This is a genomic window from Comamonas sp. A7-5 (assembly GCF_039581385.1).
In the GTDB taxonomy this organism is placed as follows: domain Bacteria; phylum Pseudomonadota; class Gammaproteobacteria; order Burkholderiales; family Burkholderiaceae_C; genus Comamonas; species Comamonas thiooxydans.
The window spans coordinates 464,530-484,585 of record NZ_JBCPWO010000001.1 but is presented as its reverse complement, the minus strand read 5'-3'; the positions used below and the strand labels follow the sequence as shown (position 1 = coordinate 484,585).

Genomic DNA, 20,056 nt, shown 5'->3' with positions numbered 1-20,056 from the left:
GGGGCGGAGCTATCGCTTTTCGTCTGGGTTGGCGTTGCCATTCAGCGCGTCAGTACTTGCTGCGCTGGGCTTGCCAGCAGGCAGCTTGAGCACTGCGGCTGTTTGTGTGATGCCTAGCCTGAAGCAGTTGCTTGGTACGCATGGGCTGTTAGTTCCCGTGGTATTCGCCGGGGCTGAGTTGGATGAACATAGCGCAGCCATCGCTGAAAGGTCCATTCAAATCTCCTTCCAGGGGAGAAGCGCACCAAAGAAAAAAGGCCTTGAATTTCTTCAAGGCCTTTTGTCATTTGGCGGAGCAGGCGGGATTCGAACCCGCGGTGGGCTATTAACCCACACACGCTTTCCAGGCGTGCGACTTAAACCACTCATCCACCGCTCCACAGCGATCCCAAAATACTTCATTTCTGAAGTAAAAAACCAAGTGTGGTCGACTTGATTTTAAAATCTGGCGGAGCAGGCGGGATTCGAACCCGCGGTGGGCTATTAACCCACACACGCTTTCCAGGCGTGCGACTTAAACCACTCATCCACCGCTCCGTGTGATGAAGCCGCTATTCTAACCAGAAATTTCGACCTCAAAATGAAAGTGCAGAAAGTTCTTTTCTGCACGCAGCCTGAAGCGAGCAGGCTCAGGCGCTCTTGCCCACCTGAACCATTTTCATGGCAGAGGCAATCAGGCCGGAGACCTCGGTCATGTTCGCAGGAATGACCAGAGTGGTGTTGGAGTCCGCTGCCACCTTGCTATAGGCCTCCACGGCGCTCTCAGCCACCTTGAGCTGAACGGCCTGCTCGCCACCGGGCTGTCGAATGGCCGTGGCCACGCGCTCCAGCGCCTGTCCGGTGGCTTCGGCCACGGTGGTGATGGCGGCAGCTTCACCTTGCGCCTTGTTGATGGCGGCTTGCTTCTCGCCTTCGGAGCGGGCGATGAAAGCTTCGCGCTCGCCGGTGGCAATGTTGATCTGTTCCTGGCGTCGACCTTCGGAAGCTGCGATCAGGGCACGCTTTTCGCGCTCTGCCGTGATCTGGGCCTGCATGGCACGCAGGATTTCAGCGGGCGGCGTCAGGTCCTTGATTTCGTAGCGCAGCACCTTAACGCCCCAGTTCAGCGCGGCCTCGTCGATGGCATTGACGACCTGGGCGTTGATCATGTCGCGCTCTTCAAAGGTCTTGTCCAGCTCCAGCTTGCCGATCACGCTGCGCAGCGAGGTCTGGGCGAGCTGGGTCACGGCCATGATGTAGTTGGACGAGCCATAGCTGGCGCGCATGGGGTCGGTGACCTGGAAGTAGAGAATGCCGTCCACGGTCAGCTGCGTGTTGTCGCGCGTGATGCAGACCTGGCTGGGCACGTCCAGGGGAATTTCCTTGAGGCTGTGCTTGTAGGCGATGCGGTCCACGAACGGGATCAGAAAGTTCAGGCCGGGTGTGAGCGTGCCTGCGTATTTGCCCAGACGCTCCTTGACCCATGCATGCTGCTGGGGAACCACCTTGATCGAGCGGACGATGAAGATGACGGCAATGATGGCGATGGCGAGAGGGACTGCGTAATCCATATTGTCTCCAGCCCTTGTGGGGCGTTGGTGTGAAGAAAGAGAGCGAAGCGTTCCGGCGTCCAGCATAACCATGCCGGGGCCGGTCGATGATCAGATCTTGTCAACCAGCAGGCGGTTGCCGATGACTTCGGCCACGCGATGCGGGCCCGGGATGGGCAGCGCGCCCTGGCGCCCCATGACGGTCCAGGTGGCGCCGCGATAGCGGACCTGGGCCGTGCCGTCGGTGTTCCACTGTTCGATGACCACGGTTTCGCCCACATCCAGGTTGACATCGCGATTGCTGGAAGCTGGCTGTCTGCGCGGGCTGCGCTTGCGCAGCAGATAGCAGACGAGGACGGCGCCGGAGCCCAGCAGGGCCGCGGCGACGATCTGGTTGCTGGTGCCCAGACCGAAGTGAGCGCAAAGCGCACCGGCAATGGCACCAAGAGCCAGCATGAGGAGATAGAAAGTACCGGTCAACAGCTCCGCAATGACCAGCAAACCGACAAGCAACCACCACGCGGTGGAGTGATCCATACCTGAGCTCCTGTTAAGGCCTGTATTTAGTGCACCACATTCTGGGTTAAAAACAGCCTGTTTCAAAGCCGCAATAAGGATATTCCTTACACTTCGCGGCTGTTTCGTTTTTTAGGCCTGATTGGTACGGAGGCTGTTCATGAAGTTTCGCTTTCCCATCGTCATCATCGACGAGGACTATCGTTCCGAGAACACCTCGGGACTGGGCATCCGCGCCCTGGCTCAAGCCATTGAAGAAGAGGGCTTTGAAGTCCTGGGCGTGACCAGCTATGGCGATCTGTCGCAATTCGCCCAGCAGCAAAGCCGCGCCAGTGCCTTCATTTTGTCGATCGACGACGAGGAATTCCAGCTCGGCGGCGACAAGGACCCCATCATTCACAGCCTGCGTGACTTCATCGGTGAAGTGCGCCGAAAGAATGAGGAGGTGCCCATCTATATCTACGGCGAGACCAAGACCAGCCGTCACCTGCCCAACGACATTCTGCGTGAGCTGCATGGCTTCATTCACATGTTCGAGGACACGCCCGAGTTCGTGGCCAAGCACATCATCCGTGAAGCCAAGAGCTACCTGGAGAGCGTGCAGCCTCCGTTCTTCAAGGCGCTGCTGGACTACGCCGAAGATGGCTCCTACAGCTGGCACTGCCCCGGTCACTCGGGTGGCGTGGCCTTTCTGAAGAGTCCCGTGGGTCAGATGTATCACCAGTTCTACGGTGAGAACATGCTGCGCGCCGACGTCTGCAATGCCGTGGAAGAGCTGGGCCAGCTGCTGGACCACAACGGCGCCATCGGCGAGTCCGAGCGCAATGCCGCGCGCATCTTCAATGCCGATCACTGCTACTTTGTGACCAATGGCACATCGACCTCCAACAAGATCGTCTGGCACCACACCGTGGCACCCGGCGATGTGGTGGTGGTGGATCGCAACTGCCACAAGTCCATCCTGCACTCCATCATCATGACCGGTGCGATTCCGGTGTTCCTCAAGCCGACGCGCAATCACTTCGGCATCATCGGCCCGATTCCGCAGAGCGAGTTCTCGGTCGAGTCCATCCAGGCCAAGATTGCCGCCAACCCGCTGCTCAAGGGCGTGGACGCCAAGGCCGTCAAGCCCCGCGTGCTGACGCTGACGCAGTCCACCTACGACGGCGTGCTCTACAACACCGAGACCATCAAGGGCATGCTGGACGGCTATGTGGCCAATCTGCACTTCGATGAGGCCTGGCTGCCCCACGCTGCCTTCCACCCCTTCTATGGCAGCTATCACGCCATGGGCAAGAAGCGCAAGCGCCCGATGCACTCGGTGGTCTATGCCACCCAGTCCATCCACAAGCTGCTCGCCGGCATCAGCCAGGCCTCGCATGTGCTGGTGCAGGACTCGCAGACCGAGAAGCTGGATCACCCGCTGTTCAACGAGGCGTATCTGATGCACACCTCGACCAGCCCCCAGTACAGCATCATTGCCAGCTGCGACGTGGCTGCTGCCATGATGGAGCCGCCCGGCGGCACGGCGCTGGTGGAAGAGTCGATTGTCGAGGCACTGGACTTCCGCCGTGCCATGCGCAAGGTGGAAGACGAGTTCGGCGACGACGACTGGTGGTTCGAGGTCTGGGGCCCTGAAGCCCTGGCCGAGGAAGGCGTGGGCACGGCCCAGGACTGGATCATCCGTGGTACGGACGCATCGACCAAGACCCGCTCCAAGAAGAACGGCAAGGAGTTCGACAACTGGCACGGCTTTGGCGATCTGGCCGATGGCTTCAACATGCTGGACCCGATCAAGTCCACCATCGTCACGCCCGGCCTGGATCTGGACGGCGACTTTGCCGATACCGGCATTCCTGCGTCCATCGTCACCAAGTACCTGGCCGAGCATGGCGTGGTGGTCGAGAAGACCGGCCTGTATTCCTTCTTCATCATGTTCACCATCGGCATCACCAAGGGCCGCTGGAACACCATGCTGACCGCGCTGCAGCAGTTCAAGGACGACTACGACCGCAACCAGCCGCTGGCGCGCATCCTGCCCGAGTTCTGCCAGCAGCACCGCCGCTACGAGCGCATGGGCCTGCGCGATCTGTGCCAGCATGTGCACGAGCTGTATGCCAAGTACGACATCGCACGCCTGACGACCGAGATGTATCTGTCGGATCTCAAGCCCACGATGAAGCCCTCGGATGCCTACGCGCATATCGCGCAGCGCAAGACCGAGCGCGTGGAAATCGACCATCTGGTCGGCCGCACCACCGTGGGTCTGGTGACGCCTTACCCGCCCGGAATTCCGCTGCTGATCCCCGGTGAAGTCTTCAACAAGAAGATCGTTGACTACCTGGTGTTCGCGCGCGAATTCGCCAAGGAATGCCCGGGCTTCGAGACCGATATCCACGGTCTGGTCGAGCTGGAAGACGAAAACGGCGAGATCCGCTACTACGCGGACTGCGTGGCCGAGGAAAGCGTCAAGCCTGTGGCAGTGAAGAAGACTGCTGCGGTGAAGAAGCCCGCTGCCAAGAAGACGACTGCCAAGAAGACGGCTGCGGCGCCCGTAACCACGCCAGTTGCCAAGACACCCGCCAAAAAGCCGGCAACAAAGCCGGTAACAAAGGCGGCAGCCAAGTCCGCCGCAAAGCCTGCGGTGAAGGCTGCGGCCAAAACGGCAAGGAAGGCCGCATAAGCCTTGGCTTTTGCAAGGTCGGGGCGATCCCGGCCTTTTTGCACATCAGCCCGGAGTGCCTGCACTTCGGGCTTTTTCATATCCCTGCCATGCATTCATTCCTGCAACCGGCTGGCGCCGTGCCTCTGTGGAAGCTGTTGGCGGCAGCCAGCCTGGGCTGGGCCTTGTTCATGCTCTGGCGCGTGCGCATGCTACGGGCTTGCGCTGGACCGCCGAGCAAGCACTGGCCGTGGCGCTGGTCTGTGTCGGCTACGGCGGCGTGATCGAGCTGCTGCAGGCCGGCGTCGTCCCCACGCGGTCAGCCGAGTGGCTGGATGTGCTGGCCAATGCCGCGGGCGCGAGCCTGGCTGTGCTGTTCATTCAGGGGCTGCGCTACATGAAGCAAAAATAGTAGCTGCTTGCGCTTGACCTGTATCGTATATAGAAATGAATCTATTTGAAACATAGGTGGTTATTGCGCAGGCAGCTACTGATTTTGATGACTATTCCAGAATGATCTTCGCGTCGCGGATGAGCGCGGCCCAGCTGGCTTGCTCCTTTTGCAGATAGGCCTGGGCATCCTGCAGGCTGCCCCCCATGGGTGTGCTGCCTTCGGACTGCAGCTGTTTGAGCACTGCAGGGTCCTGCAAGCCGGTGTTCACTGCGGCGTTGATCTTCTGCGCCAGCGCTGCAGGCGTGTTCCTGGGGGCCACGATCAGCTTCCAGTCCACGGCTTCAAAGCCCGGAAAGCCGGACTCGGCCACGGTGGGTACCTGAGGCAGGATGGCAAGACGCTTGGCCGAGGTCACGGCCAGTGCGCGCAGGCGCTGGCCCTTGATCATGGGGTAGACCGCCTGAGGCGTGCCGAACATATAGTGGGTCTGCTTGCCCAGCAGGTCGGTCACGGCCGGCGCGGCGCCTTTGTAGGGCACGTTGAGCACATCGATCTTGGCCTTGTAGGAAAGCATTTCCCCCGCCAGATGGCCCACGGTGCCTGTGGAAGCCAGACCTTGCTTGATGGCTCCAGGCTGGGCCTTGGCCGCGGCGATCAGATCCTGCAGTGATTTCCAGGGCGAATCGGTGGGCACGACCAGCACCACGGGCTGCGAGGCCACCAGCGCCACGGGAAGCAGATCGGTCTTGGCGTTGAACGGCATGCTGGGCAGCAGCGAGGGATTGATGGCCAGATTGGCGGTCTGCCCCATGCCGAAGGTATAGCCGTCGGCCGGCGCCTTGGCGACGGCATCGAGGCCGATATTGCCGCCCGCGCCAGGCTTGTTGTCCACTACGATGACCCAGCGATTCGCGGTCGCCATGCGTTCGCTGATCTGGCGCGTCACCGTGTCGGTGCCGCCGCCAGGCGTGAAGGGCACGACCATGCGTATCGACTTGGCAGGCCATTCGCCGGGCTGGGCCGCAGCACTGCCGGCGGCCAGCGTCATGGCCGTCAGCGCGCATGCTGCCATCGCCAGGCGGCGGTTCGGGTGTCGGGAAGAGGGGCTGTACGGCATGGTTTTGTCTCCTGAATGATGGAAATGGGGCGAAAGAATCCCCGCAGGGCGCGCGTGGGCGCCCTGTTCTGGGGTGGATGAGTCGTGCGGGGCGATGGCCCCGCAGGGCCGCTCAGTCGGGCTGGCCCTGTGCCAGTGCCCGGGCCTGGGCCTGGCTGTAGCCCAGCGCTGTCAGAATCTCCAGGCTGTGCTCGCCGAGCTTGGGCGGCGAGAGGCGCACCTGCAGATGCTTGCCGTCCAGGGTCAGCGGCAGCAGCACGGTCTTGCTGTCGCGGCCGTCGGGCAAGGTGATGGGGGCCAGCGCACCGGTGGCGTTCAGGTGCGGGTCTTCGAGCAGATCGTGCGGGCGGGCGATGGGCGCAAACGGCAGGCCCTTGTCCTCGAAGACGCTGGCGATATGCGCGGCGCTGTAGCCGGCCATGGTTTCGCGCAGCAGCGGCATCAGCCAGCTGCGGGCCTGCACGCGGTCGTTGTTGCTGCCAAGGCGCGGATCGTCACGCAGCTGCTCCAGGCCAAAGGCATCGCAGAACTCGCGCCATGCGCCGTCGCTGACCACGGCCAGAAAGATCTGCTCGCCGCCCTGGACCTCGAACACGTCGTAGATCGCCCAGGCCGAAATGCGTGCGGGCATGGGTGCTGCAGGCTTGCCGGTCACCGCGTACTGCATCATGTGCTGGGCGATCAGAAACACATTGTTCTCGAACAGAGCGCTCTGCACTTCCTGGCCCTTGCCGGTCTTCTCGCGCTGGGCCAGGGCGGCCATGGCTCCCATGGCACCGAACATACCGCCCATGATGTCGTTGACACTGGTGCCCGCGCGCAGCGGGTCGCCGGGCCGGCCCGTCATATAGGCCAGGCCGCCCATCATCTGCACCACCTCGTCGAGGGCCGTGCGGTGTTCGTAGGGGCCGGGCAGAAAGCCCTTGTGACTCACATAGATGAGGCGTGGGAATTGTTGCTTGAGACTTTCATAGTCCAGGCCCAGCTTCTTCATGGTGCCGGGCTTGAAGTTTTCGGTCACCACATCGGCCGTGGCGATCAGCTTGAGCGCGGCTTCCTTGCCCTCGGGGGTCTGCAGATCCAGCGTCAGGCTTTTCTTGTTGCGGTTGAACAGCGGGAAAAAGCCCGAGCCCGAGCCGAGCAGCTTGCGCGTGGCATCGCCGTTGCGGCCGTGGCCCACGGGCTCGACCTTGATGACTTCGGCGCCCAGGTCGGCCAGCATCAGGCCGCAGCTGGGGCCCATGACCATATGGGTGAACTCCACCACGCGGATGCCGCTATAGGGCAGGGGGGAGGAAGTCTCGGCGGTTTCGGTTGAGGCGTGCATATTCATCTCTTCTTGTCTTCGGCTCATGGGCGAGCCGCTGTGTGATCAGTAGCGCTGAGGCACAAAGCCCTTGGGCAGGCCCGCGGGTGGCAGCATGCCGTAGAGCGCCTCGCCCGGCAGGCCGGCGGCCAGCGTTTCTCGCGCTGCAAGCAATCGCTCAATGTCAATGCCGGTGCGCAGCCCCATGGCTTCGAACATGAAGACCAGATCTTCGGTCACCACATTGCCCGAGGCGCCGGGGGCATAGGGGCAGCCGCCCAGTCCGGCCTGGGAAGCGTCGAAAGTGCGCACGCCGGCTTCATAGGCAGCCAGGCAGTTGGCCAGGCCCAGGCCTCGGGTGTTGTGCATATGTGCGGCACCGGCCTTGTCGCCGAGTTCGCTGCGCAGGCGTGTGAACAGGCGCTTGACCTGGGCCGGGTTGGCCATGCCCGTGGTGTCGGACAGGCCCGATTCGTCGGCGCCGGCGGCCACGCAGGCGGCAGCCAGCGCAATCACCTCGTCCTCGGGCACCAGGCCCTGCAGGGTGCAGCCGAAAGCGGTGGAGATGCCGGCCTCGATATGCACGGCAGGGGCGATCTCATCGCGCAGCCTGGCGATGGCGCGCACTTCTTCCACCATCTGCGCGGGTGTCTTGCGCACATTGGCCATGGAGTGCGCGGGGCTGGCCGATACGGGCAGCGTGATCTTGTGCGCGCCGGCGCGCATGGCGGCTTCGGCGCCCTTGAGATTGGGCACCAGGGCCATGATGGTGACGCCGGGATGGGTGACGGCGTGGCGTACGACCTCGGCGGCATCGGCCATCTGCGGCAGCAGTTTGGGCGAGACAAAGGAGCCGACCTCGATCTCCTGCACGCCCGCTGCCACCAGAGCATCGATCCATGCATGTTTGTGGGCCGTGCTCATGGTGGCCGAGATCGACTGCAGGCCGTCGCGGGGGCCGACTTCGCTGATCAGGAGATCGAAACGCTGGGGGAATGACATGGTTGCCTCACTTGGATTTCATGCTTGCATTGCGGCTGGCACAATGCTTTAATGATGTTCTGTCTGATAGAATTTAATTCTTTCTATTGAAATATTGCCTTGCGTACTGATGCCCTGTCAAGATGCGGGGCAGGAGTTTCCATGCCGCGTAAATCCCTGAATGAATCCGTAGCCGACGAAAATGCCGCACCTGGCGGTGTGGCCGCAGTGGACCGCGCTCTCAGCGTGCTGAGTGCATTCCAGGATGGCGATGCCGCGCTGAGCCTGGCCGAGCTGGCCGAGCGCACCCGGCTCTACAAGAGCACGGTGCTGAGGCTGCTGGCCTCTCTGGAGCATGGCGGCTGGGTTCAGCGCCAGGATGACGGGCGCTATGCGGTGGGCCCGGCCGTGGCCAGGCTGCATGTGGTTTATGAGCAGAGCTTTTCGCTGGATAAACTGGTCATGCCGGTGTTGCGCGCACTGGTTCAGGCTACGGGCGAGAGCGCTGCCTACCATGTGCGCCAGGGGCGTGAACGCCTGTGTCTGTACCGTGTGGATTCGCCGCACCCGGTACGCGATCATGCGCGTGCCGGCGATCTGCTCCCCCTGGATAAGGGAGCTGGCGGGCGTGTGCTGGTCGCTTTCGATCCGGAGCTGGGCGACTGGGTGAAGAAGAATCGCAACCACTATGCGCGTGTACGGGCCGATGGCTACGAAGCCCTGGTGGGCGACAGACATAGCGAGATCGCCGGCATCTCGGCTCCGGTCTTTCGCCGCAGCGGCGATCTGGCGGCCGCCCTGACGCTGACCATGCCAGCGCATCGCTATGACGAGCGCTATGTCAAAAACGTGTTGCAGGCCGCGCGCGACCTGGGGGCGCAACTGCCGTAGGTTTGGGCGCCGTGGGCTTGAGACGCAGGACCGGCAGTCGCAGGCAGCGATGAAGCCCGAGTCACGGGCCTGCCGGCTCGGGCTGAAAGCCCGGCTCGCTGCGCACGCGCAAAAAGCGGGCAAAGCGCGGCAGCCCGCTTTTTTCGTGCAGGCCCTGGTAGCGGTAGGTGACCCAGCTGCCCAGCGCGGGCGGGCTTTTGCGCATCTGCGCCGTCAGTCCGGAGCCCAGTGAAAACTGCTTGCCGTCCGGGGTCTGCACCAGCAGCGCACCCGTCATGCCCTGCCATTGTCCGCGTCCGCTTTTGTAGCCTATGACCCGGGCTTCGGCATCATCGAAAGGCTTGAGCTTGAGCAGATCGTCGCTGCGGCCCGGGCGATAGGGGGCGCTGCCTTTGTGCAGCATCAAGCCCTCGCCGCCGCCTTTGACGACTGTGTGCAGCCATTGCCGCAACTCGGCTTCCGAGCCCAGCTTGCGCTGCTCCACCATCTGCACCCAGTCCTGGGCAATGGCCCCGACGGTGCGCTGCAGCAGCGGCAGGCGCTGGTCAAAGCTGCCCGGAGCCGCGGGCAGATCAAACACCATGAATCTCATCTGGCGCCAGGCCCGATCATCCGGGATGGCCTGTGCCGTGGTGGACTGGGCATGGGAAAACCGGCCGCGTCCGGCCCAGAGCTCGCCATCCATGGGGGTGGCCGGCCAGTCCCGAACAAACCACTCTGGCGTCGCGATCCGCTGCCCGCCACGGCTGACAAGCTGGTGGCCGTTCCAGTAGCCGCGTACGCCATCCAGTTTCTCGCTGACCCAATAGTCCTGCAGCGGCAGGCCGCTGCGCCAGATCTGGGCCAGCATCAGCGAAGGCTGCTGTGTCGTGGTCTGGGCCCGCACGGCAACAAAGCCCATGCAGAGACAGGCACAGACCAGCCAGAGAATGCATTCCCGCAGGGGGCGATGCCGTGGCTCAGGCATGGCTATCTCCCGGTAAAGAGGCAGCTCATGCTAGAGCGCGGAGCCTATGCTGTCGATGCGGGTACGAACCCATATCAAAAAACATGGCTATCAGCGGCTTATCCATAAGTAATTGCGGTGATTTCAATGAAAAAGCCGCTGCAGCCAGGCAGCGGCTTTTGTCAAAGGGGCAAGACCTTCAGTCGCGGCTGATGACGGCGCAGGCGATGCGCGCGCCGGCATTGCCCGTGGGCTGGGTGGTGTAGTCGTCGGGCTGTGCATGGACAATGACCGCCCGGCCTATGACATTGCCGGGGCCGGCCAGCAAGGTGATGTCTGCCGACTGTACGTTGACGGTGGCCACGCCGTTGGAGTCGGCCTTCAGGCTGGGCAGGTCGCCCATATGGTGCTGGGTCGAGTCATATTTGCCATGCGGATTGCCCAGCGGGTTGAAGTGGCCGGCAGCGGCATTGCCATTGTCGCCACAGTCGCCCTTGTCGTGGATGTGAAAGCCATGCTCGGAATTGGGCTTGAGGCCGTGAATCACGGCATTGACCATCACCTGCTGGCCGGTCTTCTGGGTGAATTTCACATCGCCGCCGACCTTGCTACCCGAAGTGGCCTGCAGCCTGGCGATGGCCTGGGCGGGCTGGGGCTCGGGGGTGCTGCAGGCCGTCAGGGCAGCAGCGGATGCGGTCAGGATGAGAAAACGATATGGCATGTAAGCTCCTCTTGAATATTCGTCAGAACCATAGAGAAAACACTGTGAACCATAGCGTCAGTGCTTTGCCGCGCTTGTAGGGCAAGGGCCAAGATGTTGGGCACGGCCCCAAAAAACAAAGCCCCGCAGGCTGCTGAGGCCTGCGGGGCTGGTGTCGTCAAAAGCCTGGGGCTCAGACCTGATCGGCAGACAGGCCTGCGGTCTGGCTGAAGCCGCCGTCCACATAGGTGATCTCGGCGGTCACGCCGGAGGCCAGGTCGGACAGCAGGAAGGCCGCGACATTGCCCACGTCTTCAATGGTCACGTTGCGGCGCAGAGGAGCGGCGTCGGCCACACGGCCCAGCAGCTTGCCGAAGTCCTTGATGCCGGAGGCAGCCAGGGTCTTGATGGGGCCGGCGGAGATGCCGTTGGCACGAATGGCGCGGCCGTCGGCAGTGCGACCCACGGCTTCTGCCAGGTAACGCACGGATGCTTCCAGCGATGCCTTGGCCAGGCCCATGGTGTTGTAGTTGGGGATGGAGCGCAGAGCGCCCAGATAGGACAGGGTCAGCAGCGAGGACTTGTCGTTCAGGTAAGGCAGGGCTGCCTTGGCCATGGCGGGGAAGCTGTAGGCGCTGATATCGTGGGCGATCTTGAAGTTCTCGCGGCTCAGACCGTCGAGGAAGTTGCCGGCAATGGCTTCACGGGGGGCAAAACCGATGGAGTGCACAAAGCCGTCGAACTTGCCCCAGGTGGCACCCAGGTCGGCGAACAGCTTTTCGATCTGGGCGTCGTCGCCCACGTCGCAGTCGAACACCAGCTTGGAGTCGAAGTCGGCAGCAAATTCGGTGATGCGGTCCTTGAAGCGTTCACCCACATAGCTGAAAGCCAGTTCTGCGCCTTGCTCATGGCAGGCCTTGGCAATGCCGTAGGCAATGGAACGGTTGGACAGAACGCCCGTGATCAGCAGCTTTTTACCGGCGAGAAAACCCATTGTTGTTCTCCAAAGAAAATTGAAAGAGACGATGGCTGCATCTGTGGCAGACGCGCCATCTTTGAAAACGTATCTGTTCGAACTGGGTGCGAATCAGTCGGGGTAGGGCAGAATTGTCGCATGCGCCATTGGATGATTTGCTCAGCCCTGATTGTCAGCAGCCAAGTTGCCACACCTGCCCTGGCAGCACATGGCTATGCGCTCTGGGGTCAGCCCAGGTACGCGGCCGACTTCAAGCACTTTGACTATGTGAACCCTCAAGCGCCCAAGGGCGGCGAGTTGCGCATGGTCAGCAATCTGCGCTATTCGACCTTCGACAAGTACAACCCCTTCACCATCAAGGGCTCGCCGCCTGCCTATCTGGCGGACATGCTGTTCGAGACCCTGCTGACCCCCAGTCTCGACGAGACGGCCACGGGCTACGGCCTGCTGGCCGAGGATGTGGAGGTGGCGGCCGACGGCCTGTCCGCGACCTTCAAGCTGCGCAAGCAGGCGCGTTTTCACAACGGCAAGCCCGTGCTGGCTCAGGATGTGAAGCACAGCTACGAGACGCTGCTGAGCAAATATGTCTCGCCCGGCTACAAGACGCTGTTTGCCGAGGTGGCTGCCTGTGATGTGCTCGACGAGCGCACGGTGCGCTTTCGCTTCAAAAAGCCCAATCGCGACCTGCCGCTGACCGTGGGCGCCCTGTTGCCGGTGTTCAGCCGTGACTGGGGGCTGGGCGCGGATGGCAAGCCCAAGGCCTTCGATCAGGTGGTGATGGACACGCCCATCGGCAGCGGGCCCTACAAGATAGGGCCGGTCAAGTTTGGCAAGGACATCAGCTATGTTCGCGACCCTAAGTATTGGGGGGCAGCCTTGCCGGTGCGTGTCGGTTTGGCCAATTTTGACCGAGTCACCATCAAGATCTACAAGGACAACACGGCGCGGCTGGAGGCACTCAAGGCCGGTGAGTTCGATCTCATGCGCATCAACAGCGCGGGCGACTGGGCCAGGCGTCTGACGGGGCGGCGCTTCGCCTCGGGCGAACTGGTCAAGGGCGCGTTCGAGAACAAGCTGCCCTCGGGCTTTCAGAGCTTCTTTCTGAACCTGCGCCGCGAGCAGCTCAAGGATGTACGCGTGCGCGAGGCCCTGGGCCTGGCTTATGACTTTGAGTGGATGAGCCGTCAGATGTTCTATGGCGCATATCAGCGCGTGCATGGATTGTTTGGCAACACCGCTTGCGAAACCACGGGCGATCCCAGTGATGCCGAGTTGGCCCTGCTCAAGCCCTATGAGAGCAGTCTGCCGCCAGGCACGCTGGGGCAGATGGCCCAGCCGCCACGTACCGACGGGCCTGATGGCCTGCGCGGCAATCTGCGGCGTGCGCAGAAGCTGCTGGCCGATGCCGGCTGGACGGTCAGGGATGGAGCCTTGCGCAACGCCAAGGGCGAGCCCATGGTGCTGGAATATCTGGACAGCAGCGAGAGCGGTGTCAAGATCGTCAGCAGCTGGATGCGCAATCTGGAAAAGCTGGGCATCACTCTCAAGGTCCGCAATGTGGACTACGCGCTCTATCAGCAGCGCATGGACAAATACGATTTCGACATCGTGACGCTCAACGTGCCCGGCACGCACAATCCGGGCCAGGAATATGCCGAGCTGTTCGGCAGCGCCGCCGCCGATGTGGAGGGAGCCTCGAACTATGTCGGTCTCAAGAGCAAGGCCGTGGATGCCATCATCGCCCAGATGGCTGCGGCCAAGTCCGAGCAGCAGATGCTGTCCGCCTGCCACGCGCTGGAGCGCATCATCGTCCACGGCCATTACCTGATCCCGCAGTATTACTCGGGCACGCACCGCATGGTCTATGACGCCTGGAAGTTGGCGCTGCCGGGGCAGATTCCGGCCTATTCGCCGGGCGAGCTATGGGCCGTCTATGCCTGGTGGGTCAAGTAAGGTGACCCCCACGCTCCACCGTTGCACGGGTCGCTGCCCCCCGAGGGGGCTGGCCTTGCTTGGGGCGGCCCGGCGCTGCGGCCCAGGTAAGGTGGCCCCCACGCTCCACCGTTGCACGGGGCGCTGCCCCCCAAGGGCGCTGCCCCCCAAGGGGGCTGGCCCTGCTTGGGGCGGCCGGCGCTGCGGCCCAGGTAAAGTGGCCCCCACGCTCCACCGTTGCACGGGTCGCTGCCCCCCGAGGGGGCTGGCCTTGCTTGGGGCGGCCCGGCGCGGCGGCCCAGGTAAAGTGGCCCCCACGCTCCACCGTTGTACGGGTCGCTGCCCCCTGCTTGGGATGATCCGGCGCTGCGGCCAGCGCTGCCGCGGCTGAAAACAAGGGTTGATCGAAGATGTTTGCCTATATTCTCAAACGCATTTTGCTGATGATCCCCACGCTGCTGGGCGTGCTGCTGCTGACCTTTGTCGTCATCCAGTTCGTGCCCGGTGGCCCGGTGGAGCAGTATCTGGCCGAGGCCAAGGCCGGTGCCGGACACGGCGCCGAAGGCGCTTCCATGAGCTACCGGGGCGGCCAGGGCGTGGATCCCAAGCGGCTCGAAGAGATCAAGGCGCTGTACGGCTTTGACAAGCCCCCGGTAGAACGCTTTGTGCAGATGCTGGGCCAGTTCGCGCGCTTCGATCTGGGCACCAGCTTTTTTCAGAACAAAAGCGTCTGGGCGCTGGTCAAGGAAAAACTGCCGGTCTCCATCAGCCTGGGGCTGTGGACGTTTTTCATCAGCTATCTGGTGGCCGTGCCACTGGGCGTGGCCAAGGCTGTGCGGGCCGGCTCGCGCTTCGATCTGGCGACCACAATCGTGATTCTCATCGGCTATGCCATTCCGGGCTTTGTGCTGGGCGTGGCGCTGCTGGTCGTCTTTGGCGGGCAGCTGCAGTGGTTTCCGCTGCGCGGGCTGACATCGGCCAATTTCGACGAACTCAGCACCATGGGCAAGGTGGCGGACTATCTCTGGCATATCGCGCTGCCTGTGACGGCCATGGTGGCCGGCAGCTTTGCCGTGACAGCCATGCTGACCAAGAACTCGTTTCTCGAAGAGATCCGCAAGCAGTATGTGCTGACGGCCCGCGCCAAGGGTCTGTCCGAGCGCCAGGTGCTCTACAAGCATGTGTTTCGCAATGCGCTGATTCCCATCGTCACGGGCTTTCCCTCGGCTTTCATCGGCGCCTTCTTTGCCGGCGCGCTGCTGATCGAGACCCTGTTCTCGCTCGACGGCCTGGGTCTGCTCAGCTATGAAAGCGTGATCCGGCGCGACTTTCCCGTGGTGCTGGGCACGCTGTATCTGTTCACGCTGATCGGCCTGGTGACCAAGCTCATCAGCGATCTTTGCTATGTCTGGGTGGACCCCCGGGTCAAGTTTGACTGATTTATGCAAAATAAGCCTCAAACCAATGCCCTGCAAGCGCAAGAAGCTATGAATACAGGAGTAGAGCGTGCGCCGGCGGCGCCTGCTGCCAAGTCCGAATCCCCTGGGCGCCGGGCCTGGCGGCGCTTCAAAGGCAATCGACTGGGCTTTGCCAGCCTGCTGGTCTTCTCGGTGCTGGTGTTGCTCAGCCTGTTTGCCGAACTGCTGTCCAACGACAAGCCGCTCATCGTGCGCTACGAGGGGCAGACCTATCTGCCGCTGCTGCACGATTACCCGGAAACCACGTTTGGCGGCGATTTCCATACGCCGACCGATTACCTCGATCCCTTCATTCAGCAAAGGCTTGGCGAGGGCGACAACTGGGCGATCTTCCCCATCAACCGCTATGGCAAGTCCACCATCAACTACTTTGCCAAGTCGCCCAATCCTTCTGCGCCGTCGGCCGACAACTGGCTGGGCACCGACGACCGGGGGCGCGATCTGCTGGCGCAGCTCATCTACGGTTTTCGCGTCAGCGTGTTGTTCGGCCTGGCGCTGACGGCCGTGGGCGTGCTGCTGGGCGTGCTGGCGGGAGCGGTGCAGGGCTTTTTTGGCGGCAAGACTGATCTGGCCTTCCAGCGCCTGACGGAAATCTGGGGCTCCATGCCCGAGCTCTACCTGCTCATCATCTTCAGCGCGCTGTTTGCGCCCAGTGTCTCGCTGCTGCTGATCCTGCTGAGCCTGTTCGGCTGGATGGGGCTGGCCGACTATGTGAGAGCCGAGTTTCTGCGCAATCGCCAGCTCGACTATGTGAAATCCGCCCAGGCGCTGGGTGCCAGCAATCGCTCCATCATCTTTCGCCACATTCTGCCCAACAGCATGACGCCGGTGATCACCTTTTTGCCGTTTCGCATGAGCGGGGCCATCCTGGCGCTGACCTCGCTCGATTTTCTGGGTCTGGGCGTCCCGCCGGGCACGCCCAGCCTGGGTGAGCTGCTGAGCCAGGGCAAGAACAATATCGATGCCTGGTGGATTTCCCTGTCCACCTTTGGCGTGCTGGTCATCACGCTGCTGTTGCTGACCTTTATGGGGGATGCCCTGCGCGATGCGCTGGACCCGCGCAAGCAGGCGCACACCGGGACTGCAAAGCGCGCAGGAGGCAAGCCATGAGCAAGGAGAAATATGAAGGCCAGGCCGGCAGCAAGCTGCTGGCCGTGCACGATCTGAGCGTGTCTTTTGCGGGCAAGCCCGTGGTGCAGGATGTGAGCTTCGAACTTGCAGCCGGTGAAAAGCTGGCGCTGGTGGGGGAGTCCGGCTCGGGCAAGTCGGTCACGGCGCTGTCGCTGCTGCGCCTGGTGGGCGATGCGCAACTGGGTGGCCAAGCCTTGCTGGACGGGCGCGATCTGCTGGGGCTTTCGGAGCGCGAGATGCAGGGCATACGCGGCGGTGATATCGCCATGATCTTTCAGGAGCCGATGACGGCGCTGAACCCGCTGATGACCGTCGGCGCGCAGGTGGCGGAGGTGCTGCAGCTCAAGCAGGCCTTGAGCCGGGCCCAGGCCTTGAAGCAGGCCGTCGAGCTGCTGGCCACTACCGGCATCCCTGAGCCAGAGCGTCGCGCGCAGAGCTTTCCGCACCAGCTCAGCGGCGGCCAGCGTCAGCGCGCCATGATTGCCATGGCCTTGGCCAGCCGTCCCCGGCTGCTGCTGGCCGACGAGCCGACAACGGCGCTGGATGTGACGCTGCGTGGCCAGATCCTGGATTTGCTGGCCGATCTGCAGCGGCAGACCGGCATGGCCGTGCTGATGATCACGCATGACCTGAACCTGGTGCGCCGCTTTGCCGACCGCGTGGCCGTCATGGAAAAAGGCCGTCTCGTGGAGCAGGGCGCAGTGGCCGATCTCATGCGGAACCCGCAGCATGCCTATACCCGCAAGCTGCTGGCCAGCCGGCCGGTACGCAATGTGGCAGATGAGACCGTGCCGGCCGGTGAGGCTGCCGTGGTGCAAACCCGGGCCTTGCAGGTGAGCTATGCCACGCCCTTGCCAGGCATTCGCGGCTGGTTCAAAAAGGGTGCGTTCGTCGCGGTCAAGGGCGCGGATATGCTGCTGCGGCCCGGCCGTACCCTGGGCGTGATCGGTGAATCGGGCTCCGGTAAATCCACGCTGGCCCAGGCCGTGCTGGGGCTGTTGCCTGCGGCCGGGGAACTGCAGGTGGCTGGCAGGCAATGGCAGCAGCCGGCAATCCGCAACAGCGCCGCCAATCTGGCGCTGCGGCGCAAGATCCAGGTGGTGTTTCAGGATCCGTTCTCCTCGCTCTCTCCGCGCATGACGGTGGAGGAGATCGTCGGCGAAGGCCTGCGGATCCATGCCCCTGAGCTCGCTGCCGGGCCGCGGCGCGAGCGCGTGCTCAAGATGCTCGAAGAGGTGGGCTTGACCGAGGCCCAGTTTCCCGGCCTGCTGCAGCGCTATCCGCATGAATTCTCGGGCGGGCAGCGGCAGCGCCTGGCGATTTCACGCGCGCTCATCATGGAGCCCGAGGTCCTGGTGCTGGACGAGCCCACGAGTGCACTCGATGTCACCATTCAACAGCAAGTGCTGGCCCTGTTGCAGCGGCTGCAGAAGGAGCGTGGTCTGGCCTATCTGCTCATCACCCACGATGTGGACGTGATTCGCGCCATGGCCCATGAGGTGCTGGTCATGAAGGACGGGCAGATCGTGGAGCAGGGCGATGTGCAGGCGGTGCTGACTGCGCCGAGGCAGGCATATACGCGCCAGTTGGTCGAGGCCGCCGGGGTCGTTGCCGAGCCTCCGGTGGTCTGAATGTGATGGCGAGCAGCGCTTTCCCTTCAAAGGTTTGAGGCTTTGAATGCCTGCAATTGCTGTCGATTCACTGATTCGCGAGGCAGGCATTCGCTGAAAAACACTGAATCCGCACTCGAAAGTTTGTATTTATTTGGCGCGAATTCTCTGGCTGTGGCCTAATTGATCCTTTTCAACCTCCCAATTGAGAATTCGACATGGGCAATAAGATCGTTACCGAAGCAGACCGCAAGGCCACTCCCCGTCCCCAGGCACCCAATGGCGTGACCCTGCCCACTCCCGGCCGTGGCCAGCGCGTGAGCCTGGAGCGTGGTTCGCACACTCGCAGCAAGAAGCAGCCCGGCAAGCGCCACGGCTAATTCCTGCGGCAGGCTGCGCCCTGGTGTGCGGCCCGCAAAAAAGCCCTCGTCACTTCGGTACGAGGGCTTTTTGCTTTTCACGGCTTCAGAGCGTTGGTTTGCTCATCCCTGTAGGTTTTTCAGCTTGCGGCGCAGCTGCTGCACTTCCTCGATGAGATCGGTGGTCAGGGCGGCGAGCTGAGGGTCGGCGTCGAAGCTGTGTTCCAGCTGGGCAATGCGGCGTGCACGTACCAGCGTCTGGCTGCTGAAGCGCCATTGCTCGTGGCTGATCTCGCGCAGCTGACCTGCGTTGTCGTAGCTGATGACGCCTGTCTGCACATGCTCGATCACCCATTGCGGGCTGGTGCAGCAATGGCGCGCCAGCTCGTGCAGATCGAGCACGGCCTGTTCCAGCAGCTCTGCAGGTTCGTAGAAAGGGTAGTGGGAGGGGCTCATGGGAAAACCTTTCAACTCAGGCTGCGGGCATCGAACTGCGGGAAGGCCCTGGCAAAGTCGGCATAAGCCTGCTTTTGCGCGGGTGTCGCCGCGGGCGGGAAGACCACATCCAGCACCAGGTACAGATCACCCGGCGTGGCGGCGGGCAGGCCCTTGCCCTTGAGGCGCAGTTTGCGGCCCGAGCGATAGCCGGCGGGCACGGTGACTTCCAGTTCCCCGGCCAGCGTCTTGAAGGGGACGGGGCCACCCAGCTCGGCTTCCCAGGGCGCGAGCGGCACTCGCTGGTAGACATCCTTGCCTTCGGACCACCAGCGCGGGTCGCTGCGGAAGTGCACCTCCAGCAGTAGATCGCCTGGAGCACCCTTGCCCAGGCCCGGGTTGCCCTGACCGGCAAGGCGAATCATCTGGCCCTCGCGCACGCCCTTGGGAATGGTGACCTGCAGCTCCTTGTCCTTGTGGGTGGGGATGCCCTGGTCGTCGAGCACGGTGCTGCGCAGATGCAGCGAGCGCACGGCGCCGCTATAGCTGTCCTGCAGATCCAGCTCTATGCTGGCATGCTGGTCCTGGCCGCGCATGTCTGGGGTGCTGCGCGCGCTTTGCTGGCCCTGATGGCGCCGTGCACGAGCGGCCTGGCCGAACATCTGCGAGAAAAAGTCGCTGAAATCGGCGTCGCTGCCGGCATCGCCCTGGCTGCTGAAGTGAAAGTCCTGCTGATCCCAGTCGGGCGGCGGGCGAAAGCCTCCGCCGCCCTGAGCTCTGGCATTTTTAGCAAACTGCATCTCGTCGCCCATGGCGTCGTAGGCGGCGCGCTTTTCGGGGTCGGAGAGCACGGTGTTGGCTTCGTTGACCTCGGCCATGCGAGCCGCCGCGTCTTTTTCCTTGCTGATGTCGGGGTGGTATTTGCGGGCGAGTTTGCGATAGGCCTTTTTGATGTCCTCGGTGGAGGCCTTTTTGTCCACGCCAAGTATCTTGTAATAGTCCTTGTAATCCATGGAGTCACCAATCTTCTTGTCAAAAGATGGGCGCAAGACTGTTGCCTTGGCTGCTGCCATTGCTGCGCCCGCATTCAGGA

18 protein-coding genes and 2 tRNA genes are annotated in these 20,056 nt (G+C 62.7%); 8 read left to right on the top strand and 12 right to left on the bottom strand.

Features of this window, described 5'->3' with window-relative positions; all coding sequences use genetic code 11:
- Positions 1-288 precede the first annotated feature (288 nt).
- The 4 genes from AAIL67_RS02190 to AAIL67_RS02175 all read right to left on the bottom strand — a co-directional run bounded on the left by AAIL67_RS02190 (position 289) and on the right by AAIL67_RS02175 (position 2,066).
- Positions 289-379, bottom strand: a tRNA-Ser gene (locus AAIL67_RS02190).
- 67 nt (positions 380-446) lie between these two features.
- Positions 447-537, bottom strand: a tRNA-Ser gene (locus AAIL67_RS02185).
- 92 nt (positions 538-629) lie between these two features.
- Positions 630-1,550: a stomatin-like protein gene (locus tag AAIL67_RS02180; RefSeq protein ID WP_003063190.1), complete on the bottom strand. Its 921-nt coding sequence runs from the start codon at positions 1,548-1,550 to the stop codon at positions 630-632.
- A 90-nt stretch (positions 1,551-1,640) separates the two neighbouring features.
- Positions 1,641-2,066, bottom strand: coding sequence for an NfeD family protein (locus AAIL67_RS02175; RefSeq protein ID WP_063660854.1), 426 nt, complete (start codon positions 2,064-2,066; stop codon positions 1,641-1,643).
- Between the two features lie 139 nt (positions 2,067-2,205).
- Between AAIL67_RS02175 and AAIL67_RS02170 the strand changes: the two genes are divergently transcribed.
- Both AAIL67_RS02170 and AAIL67_RS02165 read left to right on the top strand, forming a co-directional pair.
- On the top strand, positions 2,206-4,728 hold the full coding sequence (locus tag AAIL67_RS02170) for an arginine/lysine/ornithine decarboxylase (protein WP_343483291.1): 2,523 nt from the start codon (positions 2,206-2,208) through the stop codon (positions 4,726-4,728).
- A gap of 127 nt (positions 4,729-4,855) precedes the next feature.
- Complete coding sequence (locus tag AAIL67_RS02165; RefSeq protein WP_343483290.1) at positions 4,856-5,119, top strand: VanZ family protein; 264 nt, start codon at positions 4,856-4,858, stop codon at positions 5,117-5,119.
- Positions 5,120-5,210: 91 nt separating this feature from the next.
- Here the strand turns inward: AAIL67_RS02165 and AAIL67_RS02160 are convergent, their stop codons facing one another.
- From AAIL67_RS02160 to AAIL67_RS02150, 3 genes are all read right to left on the bottom strand, one after another.
- Complete coding sequence (locus tag AAIL67_RS02160) at positions 5,211-6,173, bottom strand: tripartite tricarboxylate transporter substrate binding protein (RefSeq protein ID WP_343483365.1); 963 nt, start codon at positions 6,171-6,173, stop codon at positions 5,211-5,213.
- A 157-nt stretch (positions 6,174-6,330) separates the two neighbouring features.
- Positions 6,331-7,545 carry a CaiB/BaiF CoA-transferase family protein gene (locus AAIL67_RS02155; protein ID WP_343483289.1) on the bottom strand — a complete coding sequence of 405 codons (1,215 nt, stop codon included), beginning with the start codon at positions 7,543-7,545 and terminating at the stop codon, positions 6,331-6,333.
- A gap of 45 nt (positions 7,546-7,590) precedes the next feature.
- Positions 7,591-8,526: a hydroxymethylglutaryl-CoA lyase gene (locus AAIL67_RS02150; RefSeq protein ID WP_343483288.1), complete on the bottom strand. Its 936-nt coding sequence runs from the start codon at positions 8,524-8,526 to the stop codon at positions 7,591-7,593.
- A gap of 141 nt (positions 8,527-8,667) precedes the next feature.
- On the opposite strand from AAIL67_RS02150, the gene AAIL67_RS02145 reads away from it, so the two are divergent.
- Positions 8,668-9,396, top strand: a complete 729-nt coding sequence (locus AAIL67_RS02145; RefSeq protein WP_343483287.1) for an IclR family transcriptional regulator — start codon at positions 8,668-8,670, stop codon at positions 9,394-9,396.
- A gap of 61 nt (positions 9,397-9,457) precedes the next feature.
- On the opposite strand, the gene AAIL67_RS02140 is transcribed toward AAIL67_RS02145, so the two are convergent.
- The 3 genes from AAIL67_RS02140 to fabI form a co-directional block, all read right to left on the bottom strand.
- The gene (locus AAIL67_RS02140; RefSeq protein WP_082877214.1) at positions 9,458-10,363 is read right to left on the bottom strand and encodes a DNA ligase; all 906 of its coding nucleotides are present in this window, start codon (positions 10,361-10,363) and stop codon (positions 9,458-9,460) included.
- A gap of 178 nt (positions 10,364-10,541) precedes the next feature.
- Positions 10,542-11,063 (bottom strand): superoxide dismutase family protein, encoded by a 522-nt coding sequence (locus AAIL67_RS02135; RefSeq protein ID WP_034393115.1) that lies wholly within the window; start codon positions 11,061-11,063, stop codon positions 10,542-10,544.
- Positions 11,064-11,235: 172 nt separating this feature from the next.
- Positions 11,236-12,036 (bottom strand): enoyl-ACP reductase FabI, encoded by an 801-nt coding sequence (fabI, locus tag AAIL67_RS02130; RefSeq protein ID WP_003063172.1) that lies wholly within the window; start codon positions 12,034-12,036, stop codon positions 11,236-11,238.
- A gap of 120 nt (positions 12,037-12,156) precedes the next feature.
- On the opposite strand from fabI, the gene AAIL67_RS02125 reads away from it, so the two are divergent.
- From AAIL67_RS02125 to AAIL67_RS02105, 5 genes are all read left to right on the top strand, one after another.
- A complete protein-coding gene (locus AAIL67_RS02125; protein ID WP_343483286.1) occupies positions 12,157-13,971 on the top strand; it encodes an extracellular solute-binding protein in 1,815 nt (604 codons plus the stop codon).
- Positions 13,972-14,360: 389 nt separating this feature from the next.
- Positions 14,361-15,389: an ABC transporter permease subunit gene (locus tag AAIL67_RS02120; RefSeq protein ID WP_034351795.1), complete on the top strand. Its 1,029-nt coding sequence runs from the start codon at positions 14,361-14,363 to the stop codon at positions 15,387-15,389.
- A 48-nt stretch (positions 15,390-15,437) separates the two neighbouring features.
- Complete coding sequence (locus AAIL67_RS02115; RefSeq protein ID WP_343483285.1) at positions 15,438-16,538, top strand: ABC transporter permease; 1,101 nt, start codon at positions 15,438-15,440, stop codon at positions 16,536-16,538.
- The gene (locus AAIL67_RS02110; protein ID WP_343483284.1) at positions 16,535-18,190 is read left to right on the top strand and encodes a dipeptide ABC transporter ATP-binding protein; all 1,656 of its coding nucleotides are present in this window, start codon (positions 16,535-16,537) and stop codon (positions 18,188-18,190) included. Before AAIL67_RS02115 ends, AAIL67_RS02110 begins: the two co-directional genes overlap by 4 nt.
- A gap of 197 nt (positions 18,191-18,387) precedes the next feature.
- Complete coding sequence (locus AAIL67_RS02105; protein WP_003056362.1) at positions 18,388-18,549, top strand: hypothetical protein; 162 nt, start codon at positions 18,388-18,390, stop codon at positions 18,547-18,549.
- Positions 18,550-18,651: 102 nt separating this feature from the next.
- Here the strand turns inward: AAIL67_RS02105 and AAIL67_RS02100 are convergent, their stop codons facing one another.
- Both AAIL67_RS02100 and AAIL67_RS02095 read right to left on the bottom strand, forming a co-directional pair.
- Entirely contained in the window at positions 18,652-18,984 is a 333-nt protein-coding gene (locus AAIL67_RS02100; protein ID WP_034394175.1) for a chaperone modulator CbpM, read from the bottom strand.
- 11 nt (positions 18,985-18,995) lie between these two features.
- Positions 18,996-19,976, bottom strand: a complete 981-nt coding sequence (locus AAIL67_RS02095) for a J domain-containing protein (RefSeq protein WP_343483364.1) — start codon at positions 19,974-19,976, stop codon at positions 18,996-18,998.
- Between the last annotated feature and the right edge of the window lie 80 nt (positions 19,977-20,056).

Excerpts from the sequence above, each read along its gene's own strand:
- AAIL67_RS02180 (WP_003063190.1), bottom strand. The coding sequence starts at position 1,550 with ATGGATTACGCAGTCCCTCTCGCCATCGCCATCATTGCCGTCATCTTC.
- AAIL67_RS02175 (WP_063660854.1), bottom strand. The coding sequence starts at position 2,066 with ATGGATCACTCCACCGCGTGGTGGTTGCTTGTCGGTTTGCTGGTCATT.
- AAIL67_RS02170 (WP_343483291.1), top strand. The coding sequence starts at position 2,206 with ATGAAGTTTCGCTTTCCCATCGTCATCATCGACGAGGACTATCGTTCC.
- AAIL67_RS02160 (WP_343483365.1), bottom strand. The coding sequence starts at position 6,173 with ATGGCAGCATGCGCGCTGACGGCCATGACGCTGGCCGCCGGCAGTGCT.
- AAIL67_RS02155 (WP_343483289.1), bottom strand. The coding sequence starts at position 7,545 with ATGCACGCCTCAACCGAAACCGCCGAGACTTCCTCCCCCCTGCCCTAT.
- AAIL67_RS02150 (WP_343483288.1), bottom strand. The coding sequence starts at position 8,526 with ATGTCATTCCCCCAGCGTTTCGATCTCCTGATCAGCGAAGTCGGCCCC.
- AAIL67_RS02145 (WP_343483287.1), top strand. The coding sequence starts at position 8,668 with ATGCCGCGTAAATCCCTGAATGAATCCGTAGCCGACGAAAATGCCGCA.
- AAIL67_RS02140 (WP_082877214.1), bottom strand. The coding sequence starts at position 10,363 with ATGCCTGAGCCACGGCATCGCCCCCTGCGGGAATGCATTCTCTGGCTG.
- AAIL67_RS02135 (WP_034393115.1), bottom strand. The coding sequence starts at position 11,063 with ATGCCATATCGTTTTCTCATCCTGACCGCATCCGCTGCTGCCCTGACG.
- fabI (WP_003063172.1), bottom strand. The coding sequence starts at position 12,036 with ATGGGTTTTCTCGCCGGTAAAAAGCTGCTGATCACGGGCGTTCTGTCC.
- AAIL67_RS02125 (WP_343483286.1), top strand. The coding sequence starts at position 12,157 with ATGCGCCATTGGATGATTTGCTCAGCCCTGATTGTCAGCAGCCAAGTT.
- AAIL67_RS02120 (WP_034351795.1), top strand. The coding sequence starts at position 14,361 with ATGTTTGCCTATATTCTCAAACGCATTTTGCTGATGATCCCCACGCTG.
- AAIL67_RS02115 (WP_343483285.1), top strand. The coding sequence starts at position 15,438 with ATGAATACAGGAGTAGAGCGTGCGCCGGCGGCGCCTGCTGCCAAGTCC.
- AAIL67_RS02110 (WP_343483284.1), top strand. The coding sequence starts at position 16,535 with ATGAGCAAGGAGAAATATGAAGGCCAGGCCGGCAGCAAGCTGCTGGCC.
- AAIL67_RS02105 (WP_003056362.1), top strand. The coding sequence starts at position 18,388 with ATGGGCAATAAGATCGTTACCGAAGCAGACCGCAAGGCCACTCCCCGT.
- AAIL67_RS02100 (WP_034394175.1), bottom strand. The coding sequence starts at position 18,984 with ATGAGCCCCTCCCACTACCCTTTCTACGAACCTGCAGAGCTGCTGGAA.
- AAIL67_RS02095 (WP_343483364.1), bottom strand. The coding sequence starts at position 19,976 with ATGGATTACAAGGACTATTACAAGATACTTGGCGTGGACAAAAAGGCC.